The organism is Pseudomonas sp. MS19 (assembly GCF_013277615.1).
Classification (GTDB): domain Bacteria; phylum Pseudomonadota; class Gammaproteobacteria; order Pseudomonadales; family Pseudomonadaceae; genus Aquipseudomonas; species Aquipseudomonas marincola.
On sequence record NZ_VBTO01000013.1, the window covers coordinates 280,738 to 296,953 of the forward strand.

The window sequence follows — 16,216 nt, forward strand, 5'->3', positions numbered from 1 at the left end:
GGACGCTCTATGGACAGCCATCAGCTCGAATACGAAATCATCGGCAGCTCGGCGCAGTGCGTCGAGATCATTCTCGATCCGGGTGAAACGGTGATTGCCGAGGCCGGGATGATGAACTACATGACCGAAGATGTGCGTTTCGAGACCCGCATGGGGGATGGTTCCGCGACGGGTGTGCTGGGCAAGTTGTGGAGCGCCGGCAAGCGCATGGTCACCGGCGAATCGCTGTTCATGACGCACTTCTCCAATGACGGCAAGACGCAGGCTCGGGTGGCGTTTGCCGCCCCTTATCCAGGCACGGTGGTGCCGATCTCGTTGGCGAATGTTGGCGGCACGTTGCATTGCCAGAAGGATGCGTTTCTGTGTGCAGCCCGCGGCACCTCGATTGGCATCAGCTTCAGCAAGCGCCTTGGCGCCGGATTCTTTGGCGGTGAGGGCTTCATCCTGCAAAAACTCGAAGGCGACGGTCTGGTGTTTGTGCATGCGGGCGGCGCGGTCATCCGCAAAGAGCTGAACAATCAGACGCTGCGCCTCGATACCGGTTGTCTGGTGGCGTTCAGTGAGGGCATTGATTACAATATCAAGCTGGCGGGCGGCCTGAAAAGCATGCTGTTCGGCGGCGAGGGCATCTGGCTGGCTACGCTCAAGGGCACAGGCACCGTATGGATTCAAAGCCTGCCATTCTCCCGGCTCGCCGAGCGCGTTTACGAGGCCACCTACAAGGCCCGCGAGGAAGTGCGCACAGGTGGCCAATAATGCGCCTCGTCTGGCTGCTGGCGCTGTTGCTGCTGCAGGGCTGCAGCGAGTTGCTGTTCTATCCCGATAAGCATCTGGCCTACACACCGACTGCTGCCAAACTTGAATACCGTGATGTCAGCCTTATGGCCGCCGACGGTACGCGCTTGAGCGCATGGTGGCTGCCGGCCAAGGCGGGGACCGATGTGCAAGGTACGGTGCTGTACCTTCACGGCAATGGCGGCAATATGGCGGCGCATCTGGGCGGGCCATTCTGGTTGCCGGAACAGGGTTACCAAGTGCTGATGCTGGATTATCGCGGCTTTGGTACCTCCGCCGGTACGCCGTCCTTACCGGCGGTCTATGAAGATATAGACGCGGCATTTGCGTGGCTCGATCAAGCCCCGGAAGTTACTGGCAAGCCGCTGTTTCTGCTCGGACAGAGCTTGGGTGGTGCGATGGCCGTGCATTATCTGGCCGAGCAACCGCAGCAGCGTAAAAAACTCAAGGCGCTGGTGCTTGATGGCGTACCGGCCAGTTATCGTGATGTCGCTCAATTCGCACTGGGTAATGCATGGCTAACATGGCCGTTGCAGGTGCCGCTGAGTTGGTTTGTGCCCGATGGCGACAGCGCGATCAAGGCCATGCCGCAGCTGACTGGCGTGCCGATGCTGATCTTTCACAGCATTGATGATCCGGTTGTGCCTCTTTCCAACGGCGTCAGTTTGTATCAAGCTGCGCCGCCGCCACGGGTGTTCCAGCCAACCCGTGGCAATCATGTGCAAACATTTGCCGACCCGACATGGCGCCAGGTGATGCTGCTGTTTATGAGCGATCCGCGCGGATTCACCGGCCTGCGCCGTTTGGCTGAAGTTCCTGACCCCGAGAGCCCACAATGAGTGAACGTGACCCAATCCCGCTGATTCTCACTGCCATTGGTAGCGTCTGCGCGACCATCGCAATTCTTTCTTACTACGGCTATGTGCACTTCGCCAAAGAGCAGGACGCACTGCTGCTGTCCGAATTCACCATGCTCAAGACAGTGCCCGGCGAGGACTACAAAATCTCGCTCAAGCCCGCCAGTCAGGTGGCTCAGTGCATCGATGGCGTGCTGGTGTTGTTTGATACCGAGCAGAAAGGCCTCTCTGGCGTGCTGGTCGACTCACGCAAGCAAGCCGTGCACTGCATTGGCCAGGAAACCCCAACCAAGGTAATGCCTTAAACGCCCCGTTCAGCCACACACGCCGCATGGCGGGTGTGGCTGAACGCTGTAAATGCTGGTGCTCGGCGTTGTCGAGTGGTTCTGCCTGCGTGTGCAGGAGTTTGCGTGACAGCGCCAGAAAACGTGGCGTCGGGGCCGACTTCCTTAGGCGTTGGTCGAAGTTCGAATTATCGATTGTTTTATGTTGATGGATATTGGTTATCAATTCCGGACTGCAGTAATTCGCCCCAAGTTTTCTAGAGATAATCTGCTGACTGCATACGGCAGACTTTAGCCTGAAGTGTATGGCAGCAATCAGCCTTGAGCGGTCATTATGTGTCTAGGAAAACTGGGTCGATTCAACTCGACACACACACACAGACAACAAGATATCGTGTGGACTCGTATAGCAATGCGCTCAAAACGCTCATTTCATTCACAGGGGCGGGCTAAAGCATGCCCCTTAACATTATCGTTAGTCCTATGAGGAAGCGCATGCCATACAAAGTAGAAGTTGCCAAGCTGGCGACTATCGCAAGAAATATATACGAGCAGAATGCAGAGTATCTCGATTCATTGAAGAAAAAATACTCCGAAATTGAACGAGATGATTTTTTGTGGCATTTCTTACTCCAAAGCTTCTCAACAATGGGAAGGTCGTCTGGCTGGGAAGGGCTTATCGGTAATAAAGATAATTATAATCAAGTTACTTTTAATGCGCTCTCTGGCTTGAGTAATGATGACAGGGAGGTAGTTGTTAAATCAGTTTGCCGAGTTGCTAAGATCAGAATGCCAGATAGAAAAGCTGGTTTTATTCTTAGTTGCTTTAAAGCTCTAAACGATCTGGGTGGATTGAAACAAGCAAAACAAAAACTTCTTTCAGCAGAAGGTCGCGATGGAAAAATGAAATTTCTTCAGCAACTTCCAGGCATAGGGCCTAAATATGCAAGAAACATCATGATGGATGTTTATCATGAAGATTTCAGAGATAGCATAGCCATTGATGTGCGGATCAAGGCGATTTCTGAGGCATTAGGTCTGAATTTCAAAAAATATCAAGAGCATGAAGATTTTTTTCTTGACGTAGCGGGAGCAGCCGGCCTCAACGGTTGGGAGTTAGATCGGTTGATGTACAATTTCAGAGATGACTTCGAGCGAGAGATCGCGAAGGCCTAACAAAGCGATGCTGCCGGACAAATTTCCGTAGAGCGCAGCTCTATGGATCATGACGAATGGAGTTAAGGAATGGACGAAGCACTAGAAGTTAGATTATTTAAAAATGGAGCTGATGATTTTACTGCGCTTTTGGACAAATACGATATTCCTTGCAGCAAGGTAAACCATTTTCTTCCGGGTACCGTTCTTGCTACCGGTGAGACGCTAGAGATAATTAAAGCTCTTTCAGGTTTGTCTTTGGCGCCATCCATTGCGGCAGTGGTCGTTCAGTGGTTAAAAAACAAAGCATCTCGTAAAGTAATCCTTAATACTAAAGATAACGAAGTTTTTCACCTTGAGGGCTTCTCAGAGAAGGAAGTCACGGTATTAATAGCTAATGCTAAAAATATTACCATTATTCAAACAAAACCAGACTAAGCGTATAGCAAGGCAATTCCAAAGCGCCCCAATAAGCGTGGACTGGACTCGCTGACGCTCGCCCCTTAATCCAAGGTTAAATGGCGTGGCGAAGTGTGAATCTTCCATGGTGCCGTAGTCAGTAGATGACCGCCCCCGGCCGATCTCAGCCTATCGAAATATGCCTCGTATCGGCCAAATCAAATTGCAATTGATTAGTCACTGACTTTTCATATGCATCTCGTGAGAAATCGCCTGCTCGGCTTCCACGAATAATGGGGTTTTGCCGGCATCGGCATAAATCTCTTCGCCTTCTTCGATCCTGATGACCTCTTGGCCTTTTACGTAGGGCATAGCCTGTTCTGCTTCTTTAATGGCCGAGCGGATCAGGTCTTCGGTGATGGTGGCTTCGTCCAGTCCATAAGCTTTGGCGAATGCTTTGATTTTGACCAGATCATGCTTGTCCATAGTGAGGGTGAATTCAACCCGCTCACTGGCTTCCTGCGACTTGGATTCCCAGTTGTTCAACATGTCTCTGAAAGTGTTCATATGAAATCTCCTGCTTGGCTGAGTTTGTTCTTAAACGGTGTGGCTGCCTTTCAGGATCACGGCTTGTTAAGTGATCGCAAGGCTGTGTGTCATGCAGCTTTCAGGAGGTATTCAGTTTTTCCTAACGCTTGCCCGTCTTTGTCATGGAGCGGATCGCCCATTTCGTCAGTAGCAACGACATTGCTGCCTTCTGCGTTATGTTCCCAATGGCGTATTGGTTCGCGAATTTTCATTCAGCTCAATCCTTAGCCTATTCGTGGTAGGCATGTGTGATTACGCGGGTGTTAACGTTCTTTTGGAGTCGTCATCTGCAAGATTAGTTCTAACGCGGCAGATATGCCGCCAGCTGTCGCACTCTTGTAAGAACGCGCCGCGCTGTGCACTCTTGGCATACATGGATTTGCAGGAGGTTCTGGCATGGCTGAGATCGACGTACGACTGCGCGAAGATGTTCATCAACTCGGTGAGTTGCTTGGCGATACCATTCGCGACCAGCGTGGCGATGCATTTCTGGAGAAGATCGAGCGTATTCGCAAAGGTGCCAAGGCTGCTCGTCAAGGCTCTGCCAAAGGCGCTCAGCAGCTCAGCGAGACTCTCGACAGCCTGAACGACGACGAGCTGCTGCCAGTTGCCCGCGCCTTCAACCAGTTCCTCAATCTGGCCAACATTGCCGAGCAATATCATTGCATCCGCCGACGCAGCGCCGATGAGCCCGAGCAACTGGCCGATTGCGTGCTGCCGGAACTCCTCCAGCGGCTGCTGGCCAGCGGGCATCAAAGCGCCGAACTGGCAGAACAGATAGCCTCGCTCGATATTGAGCTGGTGCTCACGGCGCACCCGACTGAGGTGGCACGCCGCACGCTTATCCAAAAATACGATGCAATCGCCGCGCAGTTAGCCGCGCAGGATCACGATGACCTGCTGCCCGAGGAGCGCGAGCAAGTGCAGCAGCGTTTGCAGCGGTTGATTTCTGAGGCCTGGCACACCGAAGAGATCCGGCGGGTGCGACCCACGCCGATTGATGAGGCCAAGTGGGGCTTTGCGGTTATCGAGCACTCGCTGTGGCAGGCGGTGCCGCAATTCTTGCGAAAAACCGATCAGCAATTGCTGGCCGCTACCGGAAAACGCTTACCTATCGAGGCGGCGCCAATCCGGTTTGCCTCATGGATGGGCGGTGACCGCGACGGTAACCCCAATGTAACCGCCCCCGTAACCCGCGAAGTCTTGCTGCTGGCGCGCTGGATGGCGGCAGACCTTTACCTGCGTGATGTCGATGAACTGGCGTCTGAGCTGTCCATGCAGCAGGCCAGCGATGAGTTGTGCTCGGTCGTCGGCAAAACGGCCGAGCCGTATCGAGCGCAGCTGAAACTGCTGCGTGACCGCCTGCGTGAAACACGCAACTGGGCGCATGCTTCACTCACCCGCGAAGTGCCTGCGCCCCTTGCTGTGTTGCAGGACAACGAGCAACTGATGGCGCCGCTGGCGCTGTGCTATCGCTCGCTACATGAGTGCGGCATGGGCGTGATCGCCGACGGGCCGCTGCTCGATTGTCTGCGTCGGGTGGCCACCTTTGGCTTGTTCCTGGTGCGCCTCGATGTCCGCCAGGACTCCAGCCGCCACACCGCCGCACTGACTGAAATCACCGAATATCTGGGGCTGGGCCGTTACGCCGACTGGGATGAACCGGCGCGGTTGATGTTCCTGCAAACCGAACTGGACAGCCGTCGACCACTGTTGCCGGCGCATTTCAAACCAGAAACTGACACCGCCGAGGTGCTGGCAACCTGCCGAGAAGTCGCCGCCGCGCCCGAGGCCTCATTGGGTTCTTATGTTATTTCGATGGCGGGTGCAGGCTCGGATGTACTGGCGGTGCAACTGCTGCTTAAAGAAGCCGGATTGCAGCGACCGATCCGGGTGGTGCCGCTGTTTGAAACACTGGCAGATCTGAATAACGCCGGCGCTGTGATCGATCAATTGCTCGGTCTGGAAAGTTACCGCGCACGCCTCAGCGGGCCGCAGGAAGTGATGATCGGCTATTCCGACTCCTCCAAGGATGCCGGCACAACCGCAGCCGCCTGGGCGCAGTACCGTGCGCAGGAAAGTCTGGTGCAGGTGTGTGCAGCGCATCAGGTTGAATTGTTGTTGTTCCATGGCCGTGGTGGCACGGTTGGGCGGGGCGGCGGTCCTGCTCATGCTGCGATTCTTTCGCAGCCGCCGGGTTCGGTGAATGGGCGTTTCCGTACTACTGAGCAGGGCGAGATGATTCGCTTCAAGTTTGGCCTGCCGAGAATTGCCGAGCAGAACCTCAACCTTTATCTGTCGGCGGTGCTTGAAGCCACCTTGCTGCCTCCGCCTGCGCCCGAGCAGCAATGGCGGGAAATGATGGACCGCTTGTCGGCAGATGGTGTCGAGGGATACCGGGGCGTGGTGCGCAGCCATCCGCAATTTGTCGAGTATTTCCGTCAGGCCACGCCAGAACAGGAATTGGGGCGTTTGCCGCTCGGTAGTCGCCCTGCCAAGCGTCGGGCGGGCGGCATTGAGAGCTTACGGGCGATTCCGTGGATATTTGCCTGGACCCAGACACGACTGATGTTACCGGCCTGGCTGGGTTGGGATCATGCGCTGGGCAAGGCGATTGAGCGCGGCGAAGGCGATTTGCTCCGGCACATGCGTGAGCACTGGCCGTTCTTCCGGACGCGCATCGACATGCTCGAAATGGTCCTCAGTAAAGCAGACGCCGACATCGCAAAACTCTATGACGAGCGGCTGGTGAGTGCGGATTTACGACCGCTGGGCGATCATTTGCGCGACCTATTGTCGCAGGCGTGTGCGGCTGTTCTGGAGCTGACTGGCCAGTCCCGGCTGCTGGGTCACTCGCCGGTGACCCTGGCCTCGATCAGTGTGCGCAATACCTATCTCGATCCCCTGCATTTGCTTCAGGCTGAGCTTTTGGCACGCTCGAGAATGCGCGAAAGTACCGCAGACAGCCCTCTGGAACAAGCTTTGCTGGTGAGCGTCGCCGGTATTGCGGCGGGTTTGCGCAACACCGGATAAGGCTCGCTTATCGGCGTGTGATGGCGCAGGTTCGCGTCTTTTTGGACCTGCGACATTAGACCACGTGCGACTTTTGTGCCATTGAGGTTCCTGCTACTTTCGATGGCTTGTGCGCTGGGTGTGCGCTGTGTATCTTGATCGGCCTTTGGCAATTTGGCACCCCTGTGTCCAACAGCCGAAACCTATTATTGAGATTGGCCCCATGAGGCGAGTCCGACGATTACTACTTAATGTTTGAGGAGCACATCGATGCGCGTGATTCTGCTAGGGGCGCCCGGTGCCGGTAAAGGTACCCAGGCCGGCTTCATTACCAAGAAGTTCGGCATTCCACAAATCTCCACCGGTGACATGCTTCGTGCAGCGGTCAAAGCCGGCAGCCCGCTTGGCCTCAAGGTCAAGGGTGTGATGGATAGCGGCGGTCTGGTATCTGACGAAATCATCATTGATCTGATCCGTGAGCGCCTGACTCAGCCGGATTGCGCCGGTGGTTTCCTGTTTGACGGCTTCCCGCGCACCATTCCTCAGGCAGAAGCCCTGAAGAACGCAGGCGTGGTCATCGACGCTGTTATCGAAATCGCAGTAGATGACGAAGAAATCGTCGGCCGTATCGCCGGTCGCCGCGTTCACCCGGCCTCGGGCCGCGTTTACCACACCGAACACAATCCGCCGAAAGTAGCCGGTAAAGACGATGAAACCGGTGAAGAGCTGATTCAGCGTGAAGACGACAAGGAAGAGACCGTGCGTCATCGCCTGTCGGTTTACCATTCGCAGACTCAACCGCTGGTCGCCTTCTATCAGGCACTTTCGGCTGCTGAAGGCACGCCAAAGTACACCGCCGTTCAAGGCGTTGGCTCGGTCGATGAGATCACTGCCAAGGTGTTGGCAGCACTTAGCTAAGACCGCACAGGTAAGCGCCTTTGCGGCTTACCTGAGGTTTTAGCGAGCAACTGGCCTCATGCCCTGTTTGCTCAACCTACGGCCCGCTTGCGGGCCGTAGTCGTTTTAGCGGCGCAACTGCAGGTATAATGCGCCCCCGCCTGAATTCACTGGCTCCGATTTTCTGGATTGTGCAATGACCACCTTGTTGGCCCTGGATACCGCGACTGAAGCTTGTTCGGTTGCCTTGCTGCATAACGGCAAGGTGACCAGTCATTACGAGGTGATTCCACGCCTGCATGCGCAGCGCCTGCTGCCGATGATCAAGAACCTGCTGGCGGAGGCGGGTGTTGAATTGTCTCAGCTCGACGCCATCGCTTTTGGCCGTGGGCCTGGCGCGTTTACCGGTATTCGGATTGCCATCGGTGTGGTTCAGGGGCTGGGTTTTGCGCTGGATCGCCCGGTACTGCCGGTTTCCAATCTGGCGGCACTGGCTCAGCGGGCCTATCGCGAGCAGGGCGTAAGCCAAGTCGCAGCGGCGATTGATGCGCGCATGGATGAAGTCTACTGGGGCTGCTACAGCCTCAAAGATGGCGAGATGCGCCTGCAGGAAAACGAGCGCGTTTGCGCGCCAGAATCTGCCAGTTTGCCAGTCGGCGCGAGTGGCGATTGGTACGGTGCAGGCACCGGTTGGGGCACGTTTGCCGAGCGCATTGATGTCACGCTCAAGGCGTGCGAACCCGCCATGTTGCCGCATGCTGAAGACGTTCTGGCGCTGGCCGGTTTTGCCTGGGCGCGTGGTGAGGCACTGCCGGCGGATCAGGCGTTGCCGGTGTACTTGCGTGATCAGGTCGCCACGCCGAAGGCTGAACGCCAGTAGTTTGTGATGCCCGGCACCTGACCATTGTTGCCAAGGTGCCGGGCGCAGGTTAAATTGCAGTTCAAATTAGCGTTCTGATTATTTTTTGAGCAGTATTAGATGCGTATAGACGCCCCGTCATTGCCGGTTTCACTGGATCGCAGCCCGCGACAGGGAACGGCTTCGTCTACGTATCGGCAAATCCAGCAAGACACCCAGCAAGCCGCGCAGCGTCCGGATGCAGTTGTCAGCCCTGCGCCGGGCTCGTCCACATCGGGTTTGCAGGTCTATTCCGCAACAACTGCCTCATCGACCACCGACAGCTTGTACGGCCGGTTACCTGCCACGCAGCCTGATCAGGACTACCAACCGCGCCTGAACAACCGCGCCGCTCAGGCCATCGCCAGTTACAGCAGCACCGCCGCCTTTGTCGCCGACTCCGATGGCCCGCAGGTCGTAGGTCTCGATCTGTTCGCCTGAGCGGCTGATGCGCACGGGCGTTGCAGCAATTGACCGTCTGCCGGGTTATCAATGATTCCTTATTATTTGGGGTGCCCGTCGTGGAGTGAAAACGCCTGGCGCGGCCTGGTGTATCCCGATGAGGCCCGCAGCTCTGACTTTCTTGGCCATTACTGCCAGCTGTTCAATACCGTCGAAGGCAACACCACCTTCTATGCGCGGCCCTCGCAGGCGACGATTGAGCGCTGGGCTGAGACCATGCCCAGCTCATTCCGTTTTTGCGCCAAATTGCCTGGAGATATCAGCCACTCCGGTGACTTGCGTCTGCAGCTTGAAGCGGTTGATCAGTTCCGCCAACTGCTGGCGCCATTAGGTCAGAGAGTGACTCCGTACTGGCTGCAATTGCCGGCCAGTTTCGAGCCACGGCGGCTACCCGAGTTAGCCAGCTTTATCGATCGTTGGGGGGAAGGGGCTTTAGCCGTCGAGGTGCGTCATCCCCACTTTTTCGCCAAAGGCGAGGAGGAGAAAGCACTTAACCGATTGTTGCTGGACAGAGGCGTTGAGCGCATTTGTCTGGACTCGCGCGCGCTGTTCAGTTGTACCTCCGCAGATGCCTCGGTTGTGCATGCGCAGGATAAAAAGCCGCGGCTGCCCATTCGCCCAGCTGCATTCAGCCAAGCGCCGCAGGTACGTTTTATTGGCCATCCGCAATTACTGGCGAATGATCCATTTATCGAACCTTGGCTGGATAAAGTGGCGCAGTGGATCGAAGCCGGTCTCACCCCGCATGTGTACTTGCACACCTCGGATAATCGCCTGGCGCCGCTGTTGGCCCGGCGCTTTCACGAACAACTGATGACGCGTTTGCCGGGTCTGCCGGCATTGCCTGCCATCGACATTGCGCCACCCGCCGAGCAACTCGGTTTGCTGTGATCCGTGCAGCGCGGCTGGCGCTGCACGGCGGGCAGGGGCTACTTGCGCTGCATCAGCCGGTAAGCCGCTGGTAGCACAAACAGCGACAGCAGCGGCGCCGTGATCATGCCGCCCACCATCGGCGCGGCGATACGGCTCATCACCTCACTGCCGGTGCCACTGCCGAGCAGAATTGGCAGCAAACCGGCAATAATCACCGCCACGGTCATCGCCTTGGGCCTTACGCGCTGAACGGCGCCTTCACGGATTGCATCAAGCAAGGCCGCTGGCGAGTTTTGCCCGAGCGCTAACCGCTGTTGCCAGGCGTTTTTCAGGTACAGCAGCATGATGACCCCGAACTCGGCCGCGACGCCGGCCAGGGCGATAAAACCGACTCCGGTGGCCACCGACAAGTTGTAATCCAGCCAGTAGAGAAACCAGATTCCGCCGGATAAGGCAAAGGGCAGGGTCGACATGATCAGCAGCGCTTCGCTGAACCGCTGAAAGGTCAGATACAGCAGCACGAAAATGATCAGCAATGTCGCCGGTACTACCAGTTTCAGACGCGCATTGGCGCGCTCAAGAAACTCGAATTGCCCGGCGTAACTCAAGCTCATGCCCGGCTGTAGCGTCACGTTCTGATCGATTGCTTCGCGCAAGTCGCTGACCACCGAGGCCAGATCGCGCTCGCGCACATCAATGTAAACCCAGCCCGAGGGGCGGGCGTTTTCGCTTTTGAGCATCGGCGGTCCGTCGCTGACGCTTATGCTGGCGACCATGCCCAAGGTAATCTGGCTGCCGTTCGCGGTGATGATCGGCAGTTCGCGCAGGCGACTCAGCGAGTCACGCCACTCCTTCGGGTAGCGCACGCTGATCGGGAAGCGCGCCAAGCCCTCTACGGTTTCACCGATGTTCTGCCCACCGATTGCACCGGCGACAATCGCCTGGACCTCGGCGATATTCAGACCGTATTGCGCAGCGGCTTTGCGCTTGATATCGACATCAATGTAGCGCCCGCCCGTCAGCCGTTCGGCGAGTGCCGAACTAACACCATCAACCTGTTTCGCGACCTTTTCAACGGCCTGGGTAATGGCATCGATCTGCGCCAGATTCTGCCCCGCAACCTTGACCCCAATCGGGCTTTTGATGCCGGTGGCGAGCATGTCGATGCGGTTGCGGATTGGCGCGATCCAGATGTTGCTCAAGCCCGGCACTTGCACCACACGGTCAAGCTCCTCGATCAATTTGGCGGGCGTCATGCCCTCGCGCCACTGCGCTTGTGGCTTGAACTGAATGGTGGTTTCGAACATCTCCAGCGGCGCCGGATCGGTGGCGGACTCGGCGCGTCCGGCCTTGCCAAACACACTGGCAACCTCCGGCACGGTTTTAATCAGACGGTCGGTCTGCTGCAGCAACTGCCCGGCCTTTTGCGCGGATAAACCCGGCAGCGCGGACGGCATGTACAAAAGATCACCTTCGTCGAGCGGCGGTAAAAACTCGCCGCCCAAATGCGCCAACGGCCAGGCTGCACTGAAGAACAGCAGGCCTGCAGCCACCATCGTGGTTTTAGGCTTGCGCAGAACCGCGTCGAGCAGCGGCTGGTAAATCGCGATCAGGCCGCGGTTGAGCGGATTCTGCTTTTCGCTGGGAATACGCCCGCGAATCCAGTAGCCCATCAACACCGGTATCAGCGTCACCGACAAACCGGCGGCGGCCGCCATGGCGTAAGTCTTGGTAAACGCCAGTGGACCGAACAAGCGACCTTCCTGCGCCTGCAAAGTGAACACCGGAATGAACGACAGGGTGATGATCATCAGGCTGAAAAACAGCGCAGGGCCGACCTCTACAGCGGCTTCGGTGATGACTCGCCAATGCGCAGCGCCTTCGAGGGTTTTGCCCGGATTTTGCTCATGCCAGGCTTCGATCTTCTTGTGCGCGTTCTCGATCATCACCACCGCGGCATCGACCATTGCGCCGATGGCAATGGCAATGCCGCCCAGCGACATGATGTTGGCGTTGACGCCTTGCTGGTGCATCACGGCAAAGGCGATCAGCACGCCAACCGGCAGCGAGACGATGGCGACCATGGCGGAACGCAGATGCCAGAGAAACAGCCCGCAGACCAACGCAACCACCACGAACTCTTCAAGTAACTTAAAGCTGAGATTGCTCACCGCGCGGTCAATCAACTGACTGCGGTCGTAAGTGCTGACGATCTCGACGCCTTCCGGCAGGCTGCTCTTGAGTTCCTCCAGTTTGCTCTTCACCGCGGCAATGGTGGAACGGGCGTTTTTGCCGCTGCGCAAAATCACCACGCCGCCCACCACTTCGCCTGCGCCATCGAGTTCGCCAATGCCCCGGCGCATTTCCGGGCCCAGTTGAATGTGCGCCACATCACCAAGCGTGACCGGGACTCCGCGTGCACTGAGTTTCAGGGGGATGGCGCGAAAGTCATCCAATGTTTTCAGGTAGCCCGAAGCGCGCACCATGAACTCGGTCTCGGCCAGCGCCATCACCGCGCCGCCAGTTTCCTGATTGGCCTCGCCAATGGCCGCGGTGATCTGCGCCTGGGTTATCCCCAGGCTGGCCATTTTCACCGGATCAAGTACCACCTGATATTGCTTGACCATGCCGCCGATAGTCGCCACTTCAGCGACGTTGGCGATGGTTTTCAGCTCGAATTTGAGAAACCAGTCCTGCAATGCCCGCAGTTGCGCAAGGTCGTGTTTGCCGCTGCGGTCAACCAGCGCGTACTGGTATATCCAGCCAACGCCTGTGGCGTCCGGGCCCAGGCTGGGCTTGGCTTCGGCAGGCAAGCGGCTTTGCACCTGGCTCAGGTATTCGAGCACGCGCGAGCGCGCCCAGTACAGATCGGTGCCGTCTTCAAACAGCACATACACGTAGCTGTCACCAAAGAACGAATAGCCGCGAACGGTCTTGGCGCCGGGTACTGAAAGCATGGTCGTGGCGAGCGGATACGTGACCTGATTTTCGACAATCTGCGGCGCCTGTCCGAGGTAGGGCGTGCGGATAATCACCTGTACATCGGAGAGGTCGGGCAGGGCATCAATTGCGGTGTTCTGCACCGCCCACGTTCCCCATGCCGTGATGAACAAGGTCGCGAGCAATACCAGAAACCGGTTGTGAACCGACCAGCGAATCAACGCAGCAATCATGGCTGAGCCTCCATTGCCTGCAGTTGCTCAACGATCAGCCCGGCATCCGCTTCGCTGACCGCAAAGCGTACGTGCGCGCCAACCTCAATACCGTCGGCAAGCTCGGCTTTGGCGAGTTTGAAACTCATGGTCATGCCCGGCATGCCGAGTGTTTCGAACGGTCCGTGGGCGACGGTGATAGCGCTGGCACTGACCTCGATGACTTCACCTTGCGAGGCATGCAGGGGTTTTGCAGTTGTTGCATCTTCAGTTGCCGCGCTGTCGCTCAGCCGGCGTATCTCGACCCCTTGCAGGCTGGCTTCGGAGTCGAGCAGGAACTGCCCTGAAACCACGACGTTTTGCCCCGCCTGCAGGCCAGCGAGAATTTCGCTGCGGTCCCCGGCTTCGAGCCCTGTGCGAACTTCCACGCCCTGATAAGCACCTTCACCGGCAGCCAACATGACCAGTGTCCGTTGGCCGGTGCGAATCAGTGCCTCGGTGGGTACCCACAATGTCTCGCGTCCGGCTCCGGTATTGATCCGAACCTGCGCAGTGAGGCCCGGCCTTAAGCGTCCTTGTGGATTATCAAGTTCTGCGCGAACCCGCAGCGTGCTGCTGTCGGTGTCTGTTTCCGGCAGTATGGCTTTGACCTTGCCGTTGAACACTTCACCTGGAAATGCACTCAGGCGTGCCTCCAGTGACTGGCCAGGTTGCACGCGCGTTGCATTGCCCTGCGCGACGTCTATGTCCAGCCATACCGTGCCCAAACCGCTGATGCTGGCCAAATCCTGGCCTGCATTGAGGCGCATGCCACGGCGTACATCCAGGCTTTTGATTACGCCGTTAATCGGGCTGGTCAGTGTCCATACGGTCTGGGTCCTGCCGCCGCGCTCAACCGCTGCAATCAGCGCGGATGGCATACCGATCAGGCGCATGCGCTGGCGCGCGGCCTCCAATAGTTGGCGGTTGCCACTGCTGCGCAGCGCCAGAAACTCTTCTTGCGCGCGCACCCATTCGGGAATCAGCAGGTCGGCTATCGGCTCACCCGCGCGGATCAGATCATCTTCTGCCAGCGGATACACCTTCTCGATAAAGGCCTGTTCGGGGGCCTGCAATACGGCGCGGTCGCGGTCACTGATATTCAGGTTGGCGGTGGCTTCCAGTGTCGAATCGAGCGTGTCGCGAACCACCGGCGCCAAGCGTATGCCAAGGTTCTGGGTCACGGCGGAGTCGATTCTCACGGCAGCGCCCGAGGCTTCTTGCTGGGCGTAGCGCGGCACCAGGGCCATGTCCATGAACGGTGACGGGCCGGGTTTATCGAACTTCTGCTGCGGATACATGGGGTCGTACCAGTACAGAACTTTTTTCTCGGCCGCAGCGGATTGCATCGCCGACATGTCGGCGGAATGTTCGCCGGTACTCAGTGCCAGCCAATAACCCCCGGCGGCGCCGAGGCCGATCAGAATTGCCGCGCCGAGCAGCGTGTAGGTGCGATGCGTGTTCATTGGCTGATCTCTGTGTAGGCGTAATGCAGGTTGGCGCTGACGAGTGAGCGCTGTTGTTGCAGGTCGATATCTTTGAGGCGGGCTTCAATCAGTTCACGGCGGGCGCTGATCAGATTGGCAAGTTGATTCTTGCCGGCGCGGTAGTCGGCAAGGCTCAGTTGCACCTTGTCGACTGCCAGCGGGATCAACTGTGACTGGCTGCGCTCCACGGCGCGGTCGAGCCGGTGGTATTGCGCCTGCAGATCATCAAGCTGCTGGCGGTGCTGGCGAAGTTTGGCTTCGCGTTGAGCGTCCAGACGATTGCGCGCGGAGTGGCTGGCGGCAATTTTCGGGTCTTGGCGCGAGCCTGCGAACACCGGCAAGTCGACGCTGAATTGCACGCTGACCATGTCACCGAAATCTGCGCCGCGCTTTTGGTACGCCACCTGCCAGGCCCAGTTCGGCTGCTTTTCGGCAACGGCCGCGCTGATCGCAGCGTCCGCCTGACGGCTCATCGGTTCATACACCGCAAGCTCGGGATGCTGCTCCAGAGCGTGGCTGAATTGCGCGGGGACGGGCTGCCATTGCGGCAACTTGCCAGTGAGCGGTTGGCGGGCGTCTTCGCCGATCCAGCGGCGCAATGCGGCACGTTGCTGGCTGCGTTCCTGCTCAAGGCTGTCCTGTTGTTCTGCCAATAACAGGGCTTCCTGGCGGGGCGCGACGCTGTCGGCAGACTGGCCCTGACCCCCGGCGATGCTGGCGCGAATGGCGGCAGCGAATAACTTGTTTTCGCTGTAGAGCTGTTTGAACAACTGCAGTTTTTGCTCAGTCGCCCGCGCAGAAATCCATGCCAGCGCTGTTTGCAAGCGCACATTCAGCCGCTCGATCTGGCGTTGGGCCTGCGCCGTTTCGATTGTCGCCTGAGCCATGGCCACCCGCGCCTGACGTTTGTCGCTGCTGGTGACTTCCTGAGAGATGCCGACCATTTGCATGGTCATCGGTTCGGCGTTCAGCTCGCCACGATTTTCTCCGCTGATGGGAAAATTATTCAGGCCCAGCAAGAGTTTCGGGTCGGGCAATTGGTCGGCCGGCTTGGACATGCTGCGTGCCAATTCAACATCGGCAGTCTGGGCGTTAAGGGAAGGCGCTTGTGCTTCGGCAATACGCAAGGCTTCATCCAGCGTCAGGGCGCTGCTGATGTTCGGGGTGAATCCGCCAAGCACGAGGCTGCAGACGAGTGCGCAGGCACTGCGTCGTGGATGACTACGGTGAACATTCATCGTACTGATTCCAGTCATATTGATGATCTGGCATGCGCAACGGCACGCCAGCTCGCTCAGGCGCAAGGCGAGAGCGATGT

15 protein-coding genes are annotated in these 16,216 nt (G+C 57.8%); 10 read left to right on the forward strand and 5 right to left on the reverse strand.

Features of this window, described 5'->3' with window-relative positions; genetic code table 11:
• Positions 1-9 precede the first annotated feature (9 nt).
• The 5 genes from FEZ62_RS14595 (at position 10) to FEZ62_RS14615 (ending at position 3,529) form a co-directional block, all read left to right on the forward strand.
• On the forward strand, positions 10-756 hold the full coding sequence (locus FEZ62_RS14595; protein ID WP_172928465.1) for a TIGR00266 family protein: 747 nt from the start codon (positions 10-12) through the stop codon (positions 754-756).
• Positions 756-1,634, forward strand: a complete 879-nt coding sequence (locus FEZ62_RS14600) for an alpha/beta fold hydrolase (protein WP_172928467.1) — start codon at positions 756-758, stop codon at positions 1,632-1,634. The genes FEZ62_RS14595 and FEZ62_RS14600 overlap by 1 nt, the downstream gene beginning before the upstream one ends.
• Complete coding sequence (locus FEZ62_RS14605) at positions 1,631-1,957, forward strand: hypothetical protein (protein WP_069899521.1); 327 nt, start codon at positions 1,631-1,633, stop codon at positions 1,955-1,957. The genes FEZ62_RS14600 and FEZ62_RS14605 overlap by 4 nt, the downstream gene beginning before the upstream one ends.
• A 474-nt stretch (positions 1,958-2,431) precedes the next feature.
• On the forward strand, positions 2,432-3,112 hold the full coding sequence (locus FEZ62_RS14610) for a hypothetical protein (RefSeq protein WP_172928469.1): 681 nt from the start codon (positions 2,432-2,434) through the stop codon (positions 3,110-3,112).
• Positions 3,113-3,181: 69 nt separating this feature from the next.
• On the forward strand, positions 3,182-3,529 hold the full coding sequence (locus FEZ62_RS14615) for a hypothetical protein (RefSeq protein ID WP_172928471.1): 348 nt from the start codon (positions 3,182-3,184) through the stop codon (positions 3,527-3,529).
• A gap of 198 nt (positions 3,530-3,727) precedes the next feature.
• Here the strand turns inward: FEZ62_RS14615 and FEZ62_RS14620 are convergent, their stop codons facing one another.
• Together FEZ62_RS14620 and FEZ62_RS14625 are read right to left on the reverse strand one after the other, a co-directional pair.
• Positions 3,728-4,057, reverse strand: coding sequence for a hypothetical protein (locus tag FEZ62_RS14620; protein WP_150547424.1), 330 nt, complete (start codon positions 4,055-4,057; stop codon positions 3,728-3,730).
• Between the two features lie 89 nt (positions 4,058-4,146).
• Positions 4,147-4,290 carry a hypothetical protein gene (locus tag FEZ62_RS14625; protein ID WP_172928473.1) on the reverse strand — a complete coding sequence of 48 codons (144 nt, stop codon included), beginning with the start codon at positions 4,288-4,290 and terminating at the stop codon, positions 4,147-4,149.
• 184 nt (positions 4,291-4,474) lie between these two features.
• On the opposite strand from FEZ62_RS14625, the gene ppc reads away from it, so the two are divergent.
• The 5 genes from ppc (at position 4,475) to FEZ62_RS14650 (ending at position 10,238) form a co-directional block, all read left to right on the forward strand.
• The gene (ppc, locus tag FEZ62_RS14630; RefSeq protein ID WP_172928475.1) at positions 4,475-7,111 is read left to right on the forward strand and encodes a phosphoenolpyruvate carboxylase; all 2,637 of its coding nucleotides are present in this window, start codon (positions 4,475-4,477) and stop codon (positions 7,109-7,111) included.
• A 249-nt stretch (positions 7,112-7,360) separates the two neighbouring features.
• Positions 7,361-8,008, forward strand: coding sequence for an adenylate kinase (adk, locus tag FEZ62_RS14635; protein WP_069899515.1), 648 nt, complete (start codon positions 7,361-7,363; stop codon positions 8,006-8,008).
• 175 nt (positions 8,009-8,183) lie between these two features.
• The gene (gene tsaB, locus FEZ62_RS14640) at positions 8,184-8,867 is read left to right on the forward strand and encodes a tRNA (adenosine(37)-N6)-threonylcarbamoyltransferase complex dimerization subunit type 1 TsaB (protein ID WP_172928478.1); all 684 of its coding nucleotides are present in this window, start codon (positions 8,184-8,186) and stop codon (positions 8,865-8,867) included.
• 99 nt (positions 8,868-8,966) lie between these two features.
• Positions 8,967-9,326, forward strand: coding sequence for a hypothetical protein (locus FEZ62_RS14645; RefSeq protein ID WP_172928480.1), 360 nt, complete (start codon positions 8,967-8,969; stop codon positions 9,324-9,326).
• 51 nt (positions 9,327-9,377) lie between these two features.
• Positions 9,378-10,238 carry a DUF72 domain-containing protein gene (locus FEZ62_RS14650; RefSeq protein ID WP_172928483.1) on the forward strand — a complete coding sequence of 287 codons (861 nt, stop codon included), beginning with the start codon at positions 9,378-9,380 and terminating at the stop codon, positions 10,236-10,238.
• Positions 10,239-10,276: 38 nt separating this feature from the next.
• Here FEZ62_RS14650 and FEZ62_RS14655 read toward each other — a convergent pair whose 3' ends face one another.
• The 3 genes from FEZ62_RS14655 to FEZ62_RS14665 are packed head-to-tail and all read right to left on the reverse strand — an operon-like array spanning position 10,277 to position 16,136.
• Positions 10,277-13,393 (reverse strand): efflux RND transporter permease subunit, encoded by a 3,117-nt coding sequence (locus FEZ62_RS14655; RefSeq protein WP_172928486.1) that lies wholly within the window; start codon positions 13,391-13,393, stop codon positions 10,277-10,279.
• Positions 13,390-14,877 (reverse strand): efflux RND transporter periplasmic adaptor subunit, encoded by a 1,488-nt coding sequence (locus tag FEZ62_RS14660; RefSeq protein WP_172928489.1) that lies wholly within the window; start codon positions 14,875-14,877, stop codon positions 13,390-13,392. Before FEZ62_RS14660 ends, FEZ62_RS14655 begins: the two co-directional genes overlap by 4 nt.
• On the reverse strand, positions 14,874-16,136 hold the full coding sequence (locus FEZ62_RS14665) for a TolC family protein (RefSeq protein ID WP_172928492.1): 1,263 nt from the start codon (positions 16,134-16,136) through the stop codon (positions 14,874-14,876). Before FEZ62_RS14665 ends, FEZ62_RS14660 begins: the two co-directional genes overlap by 4 nt.
• Between the last annotated feature and the right edge of the window lie 80 nt (positions 16,137-16,216).